9 protein-coding genes are annotated in these 11773 nt (G+C 70.5%); 7 read left to right on the plus strand and 2 right to left on the minus strand.

Annotation, left to right across the window (positions count from 1 at the left end):
• Positions 1–387: 387 nt before the first annotated feature.
• On the plus strand, positions 388–1983 hold the full coding sequence (locus tag LY40_RS04845) for a bifunctional 3'-5' exonuclease/DNA polymerase (protein ID WP_372497702.1): 1596 nt from the start codon (positions 388–390) through the stop codon (positions 1981–1983).
• Positions 1984–2256: 273 nt separating this feature from the next.
• The gene (locus LY40_RS04850; RefSeq protein ID WP_258936048.1) at positions 2257–3855 is read left to right on the plus strand and encodes an ABC-F family ATP-binding cassette domain-containing protein; all 1599 of its coding nucleotides are present in this window, start codon (positions 2257–2259) and stop codon (positions 3853–3855) included.
• An 80-nt stretch (positions 3856–3935) separates the two neighbouring features.
• On the opposite strand, the gene hrpA is transcribed toward LY40_RS04850, so the two are convergent.
• Entirely contained in the window at positions 3936–7847 is a 3912-nt protein-coding gene (gene hrpA, locus LY40_RS04855) for an ATP-dependent RNA helicase HrpA (protein ID WP_258936049.1), read from the minus strand.
• Between the two features lie 199 nt (positions 7848–8046).
• Here hrpA and LY40_RS04860 point away from each other — a divergent pair, with 199 nt between their 5' ends.
• The 5 genes from LY40_RS04860 (at position 8047) to LY40_RS04880 (ending at position 11426) form a co-directional block, all read left to right on the plus strand.
• Entirely contained in the window at positions 8047–8709 is a 663-nt protein-coding gene (locus LY40_RS04860; RefSeq protein ID WP_183786669.1) for a hypothetical protein, read from the plus strand.
• Between the two features lie 2 nt (positions 8710–8711).
• Positions 8712–9350: a hypothetical protein gene (locus tag LY40_RS04865; protein ID WP_183786670.1), complete on the plus strand. Its 639-nt coding sequence runs from the start codon at positions 8712–8714 to the stop codon at positions 9348–9350.
• A gap of 185 nt (positions 9351–9535) precedes the next feature.
• Positions 9536–10777 (plus strand): multidrug effflux MFS transporter, encoded by a 1242-nt coding sequence (locus LY40_RS04870; protein WP_372497679.1) that lies wholly within the window; start codon positions 9536–9538, stop codon positions 10775–10777.
• Positions 10778–10813: 36 nt separating this feature from the next.
• Entirely contained in the window at positions 10814–11101 is a 288-nt protein-coding gene (locus LY40_RS04875) for a YrhK family protein (protein ID WP_183786672.1), read from the plus strand.
• 103 nt (positions 11102–11204) lie between these two features.
• The gene (locus tag LY40_RS04880; protein ID WP_183786673.1) at positions 11205–11426 is read left to right on the plus strand and encodes a hypothetical protein; all 222 of its coding nucleotides are present in this window, start codon (positions 11205–11207) and stop codon (positions 11424–11426) included.
• A 58-nt stretch (positions 11427–11484) separates the two neighbouring features.
• Here the strand turns inward: LY40_RS04880 and LY40_RS04885 are convergent, their stop codons facing one another.
• Positions 11485–11712: a hypothetical protein gene (locus LY40_RS04885; RefSeq protein ID WP_258936050.1), complete on the minus strand. Its 228-nt coding sequence runs from the start codon at positions 11710–11712 to the stop codon at positions 11485–11487.
• Positions 11713–11773 lie beyond the last annotated feature (61 nt).

Raw genomic sequence — 11773 nt, forward strand, 5'->3', positions numbered from 1 at the left:
CACATCACCTCTGCACCGGGATCGCCGACGCACGGGGAGGCACTCACGGTACGACGCCGGCCGCGGAGCGGACTGTCGGTGGCGGGGAGCAGAATCGGCGGCGTGCATGTGATCGTCGCCCGGGACTCCGCAGGCCGCTTCTCGCTGCGCATCCCGGACGGCGAGTTGACCGCCGAGGACGGGCCCGTACTCGACGACGAGGTCCGCAGCGTCGGTGCAGTCTCTCGGGACTGCGCACTCGCCGGGGACGGTGCCCTCGCCGGGAACGCTGCCCTCGCCGGGGACGGTGCGGTCTCTGGGAGCGGTGCGGTCTCTGGGAGCGGTGCGGTCTCTGGGAGCGGTGTGCTCGTCGGGGGCGGTCTGCTCCGCAGGGACGGCACGGGTGCCGTGGTCGCCACCGCACTGTCGGCCGAAGCGGTGGCGGCAGTCGCCGCGCGGCTGGAACCACGCCGGCCCAGGTGGGTGCTGCCGTCGGTGGAGCGCGACTACCCCGCGCTGGTCGGCTGCGGGGTCCGGTTGCGGCGCTGTCACGATCTCGCGCTCGTCGAAGGACTGTTGCTGGCGTTCGCGGGCGCGCACGACCGGTCACGGTCCCTCGCGGCCGCGTACGCGCGGGTGCGAGGGCTCGCCCCGCCGGTGGAGACGGAGCACGTGGCCGCGCCCGATGAGCAGCCTGCGCTGTTCGACCCGCAGAGCTCGGGACTGCCGCCCGGCCTCGACCCGGCCGATGCCGCCGAGGTCGTGCTGGCCGACCAGCGGGTCCGGCTGGACCGGCTGGACCCGTCGGGCCGGCTCCGGCTGCTGGTGGCCGCCGAGTCGGCCAGCGCGCTCGCGGCCGTGGAGATGTCGGCCGACGGGCTGCCGTGGCGCAGCGATCGTCACGAGGCGTTGTTGACCGAGCTGCTCGGACCACGGGTCCCGGCCGGTTCGCGGCCACCTGCGCTCGCGGCGTTGGCGCAGCGCATCGACGAGGCGTTCGGCAGGCCGGTCAATCCCGATCATCCGGAGAGCATCGTGCGTGCGTTCGGCAGGGCGGGGCTCGCCGTGCCGTCGGCGCGGGCCCACGTGCTGCGGCGGATCGACCACCCCGCGGTGGCCCCGCTGCTCGAATACAAGGAGCTGGCGCGGCTTCACGCCGCGCACGGGTGGGCGTGGCTGGACCAGTGGGTGCGGGGCGACCGGTTCCGCCCGGTCTACGTCGTCGGCGGCGTCGTGTCGGGCCGGTGGGCGAGCCGAGGCGGTGCGGCGTTGCAGATCCCCCGGGTGCTGCGCGGGTGTGTGACCGCCGACGAGGGATGGAAGCTCGTGGTGGCCGATGCCGCGCAGCTCGAACCACGGATTCTGGCGGCGTTGTCCGGCGACCGCCGACTGGCCGAGGTGTCCCGGTCGGAGGACCTGTACACGAGCCTGGCGGCCGAGCTGCATCCCGGTGCGGCGGCCGAACACCGGCCGAACGCCAAGATCGCGATGCTGTCGGCGATGTACGGCGGAACCGCGGGGGAGGCCGCGGCCACGCTCGCCCTGCTGCGGCGCCGTTTCCCGGCCGCAGTGTCCTATGTGGAAAACGCAGCGGCGGAGGGCGAACGCGGCGGGACCGTCCGCTCCCGGCTGGGCCGCACGTCGCCGCCGCCGTCGGAGGCATGGCGCGAGCTCACCGGAGGCGACGGCGCCGAGGACACCGCGCGGCGGGCCTCCCGGGACTGGGGCAGGTTCACCCGGAACTTCGCCGTCCAGGCCAGTGCGGCCGACTGGACGGCGGTACTGCTCGCCACGCTGCGCCGCCGCCTGCCCGAACCGGCTGGGCTGGTGTTCTTCGTGCACGACGAGGTGCTCGTGCACACCCCCGCCGAGCTCGCCGACACCGTCGTCACCTGTCTCAGTGAGGCGGTCGACGAGACGACCCGCCTCGTGTTCGGCCCCGCCTGCCCGGTGCGGTTCCCGATGCCGGCCGCCGTCGTCGATTCCTACGCCGACGCCAAGTGAGCACCGGCCCCGCACCCACAGGCCGGCCACCGGCACCCGGAATGCAGGGCGCCGGTGGCCGGTCGCCGACATCCGGTGCCGTCGTCATCCTCACCTGAGGCCTCCGTGCCCCGTAAATCCGTTGCCCCACCCGGCGCGGCGGTCTAGCGTCGTCGCCAGTTGCCGCCGCCGAACGGAGTGAGACGTTGGTCCGCTGAGGTTCTCCGAGATACCGCGAACTGCTCGCGTATCGCCACGTTGTCCGTCGTCCACGTACAGCGGGGAGCCTTCCTCATGTCCACCTCCGTCATCTGCACCGACCTCTCGTTCGCCTGGCCCGACGGCGAGGTCGTCCTCGATCGGCTGACCGCCGTCTTCGGTCCGGGGCGCACCGGCCTCGTCGGGCTCAACGGCTCAGGCAAGTCCACGCTGCTCCGACTCATCACCGGCGACTTGACACCGACCTCGGGCTCGGTCACCGTGACCGGCCGCCTCGGCCATCTGTCGCAGAACCTGACGCTCGACACCGACAGCACCGTGGCCGACGTACTCGGCACCGCCGACATCACCTCCGCCATCGCCGCGATCGAACGCGGCGATACCGACGAGCACCATTTCGCGGTCGTCGGTGACCGGTGGGACATCGCGGAACGCACCCGGGCCACGCTCGACCGTCTCGGTCTCGCACACCTCGACACCGGCCGGCACATCGGTGACCTGTCGGCAGGCGAGGCAGTGCTGCTCGGGCTCGGCGCCCAGTTCCTCCACCAGCCGGACGTACTACTGCTCGACGAACCGACCAACAACCTCGACGCACGCGCACGCACGCTCGTCACCGAATTCGTCCGCACCTGGAAAGGAGCGATCGTGGTCGTCTCGCACGACCGCGAGATCCTCGGCGAGGTCGATCGCATCGCGGAACTTCGCGACCGATCGCTGACCTTCTACGGCGGCGACCTCGACCATCACGAGGCAGTCGTCGCGGCGCATCAGCAGGCGGCCGAACGCATGGTCCGCGCCGCCGAATCCGATGTGGAACGGCAGCGCCGGGAACTCGTGACGGGGCAGGTCACCCTCGCCCGCAGAGTTCGCTACGGCAGGAAACAGTGGGACACGAAACGCGAACCGAAGGTGCGGATGCGTAAGCGCCAGGAGGATGCCGAGATCGCCGCAGGCAAGCACCGTGCGATGCGCTCCGACAAGCTGGCACAGGCCAGACAACGACTCGAGCAGGCCGAACACGCCGTGCGGTCCGACAAGGAGATCCGGGTCGATCTGCCCACTGCCGCGGTGCCGGCCGGACGCCACGTACTGCGACTGACCGATGTGGAACTCCGCAACGGCCCGATGGTGAACCTGAACGTCCACGGACCGGAACGGATCGCGCTCGTCGGGCCGAACGGGGCGGGCAAGAGCACCCTGCTGCACACCGTCGTCGGCGACCTGACTCCTCGGGCCGGCACCGTCACCGCACCGGTGCCGGCCCGGCTCCTGCCACAGCGGCTCGACACCCTCGACGACACCGCATCGGCCGTACAGAACGTCGCCGCCGCGGCTCCCGGATTGACCGCGAACGCCATCCGCGCCCGACTAGCGCGCTTCCTGCTGCGCGGTGACCTCGCCGACCTGCCCGCAGGCGAGCTCTCCGGCGGCGAGCGTTTCCGCGCGAGCCTGGCGCAGCTCCTGCTCGCCGAACCGGCACCGCAGCTACTGCTGCTGGACGAACCCACCACCGATCTGGACGCGAGCAGTGTCCGCCACCTCACCCGGGAGCTCGCCTCCTACCCGGGCGCACTCATCGTGACCAGCCACGACACGGAATTCCTGCGCGCCATCGGCGCAACGCGGTGGCTACGGTTGGACGGCACGCTGAACCGCACGGAAGCCCCGTAGTCGCGGCGCCGGTACAACGGGGGTCCTGTCTACAACGGGGCCTTGTCTACAACGGGGCCTTGTCTACAACGGGGTACTGTCTACAACGGTGCCTTGTCGAGGGCCTTGATGATGCGCTTCACCGACACCGGATACGCGGTCTTGAGCGTCTGGGCGAAGAAGCTGATCCGGAGCTCCTCGATCATCCAGCGGATCTCGGCGAGTTCCGGGCTCGGTTCCGCTCGCGGCGGCACCTCGTCGAGCACCCCGCGGTACTCGTCGGCCAGCCAGGTGATCTCCCGCAGCCGCTCGACGTCCCGCGCCGGATCGGTGGGCAGTTTCTCCAGCCTTCGAGCGACGCCCCGTACGTACCGCACCAGGTCGGGCAACCGGTCGTAGCCGGTCGCGGTGACGAAACCGTCGTACACGAGCGAATCCAGATGCGCCCGGGCGTCGGCCAACGACTCCGCGATCGCTCGTCCGTCCATATCGGACAACGCAGCTTCGACCTCGTGGGCCGCGGTGAGGATCTGCTCCACCTCACCCAGCACGGTGAGGACGGTCGGGTTCAGCCGCTGCCCCACCGCCTTCACCAACGAGGGGAACGCGGCCTCGTCCCGCACCGGTCCACCGGCCTCGGCGATCAGCTTGTCCACCGCACAGTCGACGCAGTCCTCGAGCAGCCCCTGCACGCCGCCGTGCGGATTGCGCGACAGGACGAGCTTCGACCGGTTGCCGAGATTGCGGTTGATGTACTTCATCGGCGACGGCAGGGCGAGCCGGACGAGCTTGCGTGTGCCCGCACGCATCGCCGCGACCTGCTGGCCGGGTGTGTCGAACATCCGCACCGCAACGGAGTCGCCCTTGTCGACCAACGCGGGATACGCCTTGACCGCGTGGCCGCCGCGGTTCGCCTCGAACACCTCCGGCAGCGTTCCGAACGCCGCGGTGGTCAACCCGTCGCGTTCCACGTCGTCGGCCGCGGCGGAGATCGTCTCCCGCACCCGGTCGCCGAGCTTGTCGCGCAACGCCTCGAGCTCCTTGCCCTCGGCCACCGCGGCGCCGGTGTCGTCGACGATGCGGAACGTCATCCGCAGGTGGTCGGCCACGGCCTCCGGGTCCCACTCACCGACCGGCACGGCGACCCCGCGCAGCCGCTCCAGCTGTGCACTCAGTTCGTCGAGCAGCGGCCCACGCGAGGGGTCCACGTGCGCGAGCACCTCACGGGCGGTGTCCGGGGCGGGCACGAAATTGCGCCGGGTCGCCTTCGGCAGCGACTTGATCAGCGCGGTCACGAGCTCCTCGCGCAGTCCCGGGACCTGCCAGTCGAACCCGTCGGCCGCGACCTGGTTCAGGACGGGGAGTGGAATATGGACGGTGACGCCGTCGGCGTCCGCGCCCGGCTCGAACTGGTACGTCAGCGACAGCCGCAACTCCCCCTGCTGCCACGTGTCGGGATAGTCGGCGGCGCGCACCTCGTCGGACGCGGCGTTGATGAGCATCGTCTTCTCGAAGCTCAGCAGGTCCGGTTCGCTGCGCGAGGCCTTCTTCCACCACGCGTCGAAGTGGCTTCCCGACACCACGTCGTCGGGGATCCGCTCGTCGTAGAAGACGAACAACGTTTCGTCGTCGACGAGGATGTCCCGTCTGCGGGCGCGGTTCTCCAGATCCTCGACCTCGTCGAGCAGTGCCCGGTTCTCGTGGAAGAACCGGTGCCGGGTGTCCCAGTCGCCGTCGACGAGCGCGCGGCGGATGAACAGTTCCCGCGAGGTCTCCGGATCGATCCGGCCGTAGTTCACCGTGCGGCCCGCGACCAGGGGCACGCCGTAGAGCGTCACGCGCTCCGACGCCATCACCGCCGCCTGCTTACGCTCCCAGTGCGGTTCCGAGTACGTGCGCTTGACCAGGTGCCCGGCGAGCGGCTCGATCCACTCGGGCTCCACCCGCGCGTTCACCCGCGCCCACAGCCTGGACGTCTCGACCAGTTCCGCGGAGGCGATCCAGCGCGGCTGCTTCTTGAACAGCGCCGAACCGGGGAAGACGGAGAACCGAGTGCCGCGCGCGCCGAGGTAGTCGCCCTTCTCGGGGTCCTTCAGACCGATGTGCGACAGCAGTCCCGCCAGCAGTGAGGTGTGGATACGCTGCGGATCGCCCGGCACACTGTTGAGCGTGATGTCGAGCGGTTTGAGCAGCTGCCGCAGCTGGCTGTAGACGTCCTGCCACTCCCGCACCCGCAGATGATTCAGGTACTCCGCGCGGCACATCTTGCGGAACTGGTTGCCCGACAGTTCCTTCTGCTTCTCGCGCAGATAGTTCCACAGGTTCAGATACGCCAGGAAGTCGGAATCCTTGTCGCGGAACCGCGCATGTTGCTGCGCGGCGGCCTCCTTGTGCTCGGCGGGCCGCTCCCGTGGATCCTGAATGGACAGCCCGGCCGCGATGATCATCACTTCGCGGACGCAGCCGTTCTCGGCACCTTCGAGGATCATCCTGCCGAGCCGCGGATCGACCGGCAACTGTGCGAGCCGCTTGCCGACCGGCGTCAGCCTGCCCTTCTGCGCGTCGAGCGCACCCAGTTCCTGCAGCAGCTGCACCCCCGCGGTGACCTGCCTGCGGTCCGGCGGCTCGACGAACGGGAACGCGGCCACGTCGCCCAGGCCCAGCGAGGTCATCTGCAGGATGACCGAGGCCAGGTTGGTGCGCAGGATCTCCGGATCGGTGAACTCAGGACGGGCGTCGAAGTCGTCCTCGGAGTACAGCCTGATGCAGATACCGTCCGACGTCCGGCCGCAGCGGCCCTTGCGCTGGTTGGCCGAGGCCTGTGACACCGGCTCGATCGGCAGCCGCTGCACCTTCGTGCGGTGGCTGTAACGCGAGATGCGTGCCGTTCCCGGATCGACGACGTACTTGATGCCGGGCACGGTCAGCGAGGTCTCCGCGACGTTGGTGGCGACGACGATGCGCCTGCCCGTGTGCCGCTGGAACACCCGGTGCTGATCGGCGGCCGACAGCCGCGCGTACAGCGGCACCACCTCGGTGTTCGGCAGCTCCATCGCGGCCAGTGCGTCCCCGGCGTCGCGGATCTCCCGCTCGCCCGACGCGAACACGAGGATGTCGCCCGGCCCCTCGGCGACCAGTTCCCGGACGGCGTCGGTGATCGCCTGCGTCTGGTCGCGGTCCGAATCGGCGTCGGGGTCGTCGGGATCGACGATCGGCCGGTAGCGCACCTCGACCGGATACGTCCGTCCCGAGACCTCCAGCACCGGCGCAGGCTCCCCGTCAGCGCCGGCGAAGTGCCGCGCGAAGCGGTCGGGATCGATCGTGGCGGAGGTGATGATCACCTTCAGGTCGGGCCGCTTCGGCAGTAGCTGTTTCAGGTACCCGAGCAGGAAGTCGATGTTGAGGCTGCGCTCGTGTGCCTCGTCGATGATGAGGACCTCGTACTGGCGCAGCATCCGGTCGCGCGCGATCTCCGCGAGCAGGATGCCGTCGGTCATCACCTTCAGCAGCGTGTCGTCGCTCGAGGTGTCGGTGAACCGCACCTTGTAGCCGACGGCCGCGCCGAGCTCGGACTTCACCTCGCTCGCCACTCGCTCGGCGACGGTGCGGGCCGCGAGTCGCCGCGGCTGCGTGTGCCCGATCTGCCCGCGCACGCCGAGTCCCAGGTCGAGGCAGATCTTCGGCAGCTGGGTGGTCTTGCCCGACCCGGTCTCCCCCGCCACGATCACGACCTGGTTGTCCCGGATCGCCTCGGCGAGGTCCTCGGCGCGGCCGCTCACCGGAAGCTGCTGCGGGTATGTGATGTGCGGCATCGCCTCGCGGCGCCTGCGCACCCGCTCCTCGGCCCGGTCGATGTCGGAGGAGATCTCCGCGGCGATCGCCGAGAGCTTGGCAGGCTTCGCGTTGCGGGACTTGCGGGCGCCGTCGATCCGGCGCCGCACCCGGTGGGCGTCGCCGATGGTCAGACCGGACAGCCGCGGACGCAGCTCATCGAGAGGGGAACGTGCAGACATACCGCCCGACAGCCTACCGGGCGCGTCCGCTCCGCTCCTCCGATTATCGCCACTCGGCGGCGGGGCCCGCACCGGCGCTCACACGCGCCCTCTAGGCTGCGCGTGTCCCCACACACGCACCCCGGCGCGTGTCCCGGCCCAGGCGGTTCGCGGCCGGGACCGGCAGCACGGGTGAACGCGACACGGAAGGCAGCGGCACGTGAGGAAGATCCTCCCGGGAGTCGTCGTGGCCATCGCGGCACTGACGGGACTCGGCGGATGCAGCGGCGCGCCCGACACCCGGCTCGCGGCGGACACCCGGCCCGTCACCGCGACCGAGCAGATCACCGTGGACCCCTTCACCGAGTCCGGCGAACCCGACCCCGGCCTCGACATCGTCGAGAAGGGCGAGGGCAACTGCTGGCAGTCGTGGGTCAGCATCGCGGGCTCGGATGCCCGCCGCTGCGCTCCCGTGCTGAAGGGCGACTCGCACACCTCGCAGGAAGTGCACGACCCGTGCTACCTGCACGTCCGGCCGGGGCCGGATCGGGCGATCTGCATCCAGAACCCGACGACCGGCGAGGCGACGGGTTTCGAGGTCGTGGAGGACACCGGGCCCGCACCGGAGGAAGCACAGCGCCACCGGCCGTGGTTCATCGAGCTCGCCGACGGCCGCCGCTGCGTGCCGATGCCCGGCGCCGACGACCCCGAGTCCACCGAGGAGGACCCGACCTACGGGTGCGGCCGGAACGACTACCTCTACGGCCTGCCGGACATGACGAAACGCGTGTGGACGATCGCCAACCGGCACGGCGAGGCCGAGCGGCGCACCGAACCCGGCCCGGAGCTCGACAGGGCATCGATCCGCACGGTGTGGTTCTGACCGTGACGACCCGCCGCTCGCGCACCCGCCGCGCCGCCATCGGCCTGGGCGCCGCACTCGTCGCCCTCGCAGGCTGCACCGATGCGGACGCGGACGGATCCGCTCGCACCTCCCCGGTGACGGCGACCCGCGCGGTGCACCTCGACCCGTTCACCCCGTCCGGCCGGCCCGCACCGGAATTCACCGTCGTCGACCGCGCCGCGGCGAAATGCTCCGCGTCCGGGGTGAACCTGTCGGATCCCGATGCGCGCCGGTGCATGACCACGGACGGCTACTTCCTGTACGACCCGTGTTTCGTCCGGCACCGGCCGCGCCCCGACGTCGCGCTGTGCGTGCAGAACCCGACGACGTCCGAGGCCGTGCGCATCCGGATCGTCGAGGACACGCCGAGACCGCCCGGCGACGTGCGTCCCGACCGGCCGTGGTTCCTCGAACTCGCCGACGGTCGTCGCTGCGTCCCCGCGCCCAGCCCCACCGAGGACGACCCGCCCGGCAGGCCGACCTACACGTGCGGCAGCGACGACCACCTCTACGGCCTGCCGGACACCACGAAACACGTGTGGACGATCACCAACCGGCACGGAGGCGCCGACGAGCCGGGCCCGCCGCGCCGGGTGAGCATCCGCACCGCCTGGCTCTGACCGGCGCGCCCCGCCTGCACCGGCGACGACACGGGCAACCCCCGGCCAACCCTGCCCGATTGGTCCCGTTTGCACCGTGAGCGGTACACCCGTCTCAGATCACTCCGCATCCCGGGAATAGTTAGCCATGCTCGGTACTTGTTCGAGGAGGACGTGCGTCGTCACATCGATCACCGGGAGGAACCGTGACCGCAGCCACGACCGTGGCCCCCGTCGCCGATGCAGGAGCTCGGCTCAGCCGCACCGGCCGGTTGCGATTCGCGCTCATCCTCGGCGGGTTGACCGCGTTCGGCCCGCTGTCGATCGACATGTACCTGCCGGCGCTGCCCGGCATGGCAGGCGACTTCTCCGCCGCCAATTCGCTGGTCCAGCTCACGCTCGCGGCGTTCGTCGTCGGGCTCGGAGCGGGCCAGCTCGTCGCAGGGCCACTGTCGGATGCCTTCGGCAGACGGGTACCGCTGCTGGCCGGCGTCGCGCTCTACATCGCCGCGAGTGTGCTGTGTGTGCTCAGCCCCTCGATCGAAGTGCTGATCGCGGCGCGAGCGCTGCAGGCCTTCGGCGCGGCCGCGGGCATCGTCATCGCCCGTGCGACCGTCCGCGACCTCTTCTCCGGCATCGCCATGTCCCGGTTCTTCTCCGCGCTGATGCTGGTCTCGGGCGTGGCGCCGATCCTCGCACCGATCATCGGCGGTCAGCTGCTCACCGTCACCTCCTGGCGCGGAATCTTCGCCGTCCTCGCCGCGTTCGGCGGGCTGCTCCTGCTGGTCGCCGCGCTGGCTCTGCCGGAGACGCTGCCGGAGGCCTCGCGCAGGCCGGCACGGATCGGTGGCGTCCTGCGCACGTACCTCAGCCTGCTGCGGCACCGTGCATTCCTGGGCTGCGCCCTCACCATCGGCCTCGGGTTCGCCGGCATGTTCACCTACATCTCGGCGTCCAGCTTCGTACTCCAGGACATCTACGGCCTCGGCCCGCAGACCTACAGCTTCGTCTTCGGCGGCGGCGCGGTCGGCCTGGTCGCGATGACACAGGTCAACGCCCGCTTGGTCGGCCGATTCAGCCAACGGTCCCTGCTGCGCACCGGACTGTTGACCGGCACGACGGCGGCCGTCGCCGCCACGATCGCCGCGGCCGCCGGGCTCGGCCTGCCCGTGCTGCTGCCCGCGATCTACCTGGTCGTGTGCTCGAACGGCATGGTGATGCCCAACGCCATGGCGCTGGCGATGGCGGACCACCCGGACAAAGCGGGATCGGCATCGGCACTGCTCGGCGTGCTGCAGTTCCTCGTCGCGGGTGCGGCCTCCCCGCTGATCGGACTGTTCGGCGAAGGCTCGGCCGTCCCGATGGCCGCGCTCATGGCCGTGTTCTTCGGACTGGCCCTGACGAGCTTCCTGCTCATGGTCGGATCCCGCACAGCGAACCGAGCCTGACCTGCGGTCCCGCGCCGGCAATGGCACCGTGATCACATGGCCGACGAGGACCCCGGACCGCTTCACATCCGGATCGGCGACGAAGAACTACTCATCCGCCGCCGCTACGAAGTGGCGAGCATCGTCAACGACCTGCTGATCGCGCTCTGGTTCGTCATCGGCAGCGTGCTGTTCTTCTCCGACAGCACCGAGTACGCCGGGACGTGGCTGTTTCTCATCGGCAGCATCCAGCTGATGATCCGTCCCGCCATTCGGCTCCGGCGGCGCGTTCACCTGCGACGATTCCGATCCGGCGAGCCCACCGAAGCCTCACACGACTTCTGAGGCAGCGGGTTTGTGACATTCCGTGCGTCAGTCGCGTCATGGGGTAGCCGCGGCTGCGTCCCACCTGTGCTCAGCCCGATGAAGCAGGAGGAAGGCGGTCGGCATGTCGGATCAGAACGAGTGGGTCGTTCCCTGCCGTGACCTGGCGGGACGCAAACGCAAGCTCACCGTGTTCTCCAGCGAGCAGCAGGTGGTCGTCGTCGCTCCGCCCGGGGAGACGGCCGTGCTCGGCCCGCTCGAGGTCGGCCGGTTCCGCGCCGCGTTGCGCGACGCCGTCGTCCATCTCGCCCAGCACGACCAGGACGAAGCGGGCGACCTCGTGTGACGTGCCCGCCCCGCCCGGCGCGGGCACGACCGGCGGCCGGAACCGGCCCTGCCGGATGTCAGTTGTGGTCATCGCGGCGCAAGCCCGCCGTCGCGGTATGGCGTACCGCCTCGTCGTAGGAGTCCTCGATACGCACGGCGACGGCACCGGGCTCGACTTCCCTCCCCCACCACGGCGTGCCGGGCTGCACCCGCGCACCGCCGTGATCCTTGACCGTCGCGACCGAACCGTCCCCGTGGAATTGCTCCATGTTGTGCATGCGCAGGTCCGGTTCGGGTGAGCCCATGCTGTCGCCGATCGCGCTGATCAGTCACAGATCGCGCTGCGCCGACCGGGTCCCAGCACTT

The sequence above is a fragment of the Prauserella salsuginis genome (genome assembly GCF_024648885.1).
Taxonomy (GTDB): domain Bacteria; phylum Actinomycetota; class Actinomycetes; order Mycobacteriales; family Pseudonocardiaceae; genus Prauserella; species Prauserella salsuginis.

Coding starts and splice junctions, on each gene's coding strand:
- LY40_RS04850 (WP_258936048.1), top strand. CDS start 2,257: ATGTCCACCTCCGTCATCTGCACCGACCTCTCGTTCGCCTGGCCCGAC.
- hrpA (WP_258936049.1), bottom strand. CDS start 7,847: ATGTCTGCACGTTCCCCTCTCGATGAGCTGCGTCCGCGGCTGTCCGGT.
- LY40_RS04875 (WP_183786672.1), top strand. CDS start 10,814: ATGGCCGACGAGGACCCCGGACCGCTTCACATCCGGATCGGCGACGAA.
- LY40_RS04880 (WP_183786673.1), top strand. CDS start 11,205: ATGTCGGATCAGAACGAGTGGGTCGTTCCCTGCCGTGACCTGGCGGGA.
- LY40_RS04885 (WP_258936050.1), bottom strand. CDS start 11,712: ATGGGCTCACCCGAACCGGACCTGCGCATGCACAACATGGAGCAATTC.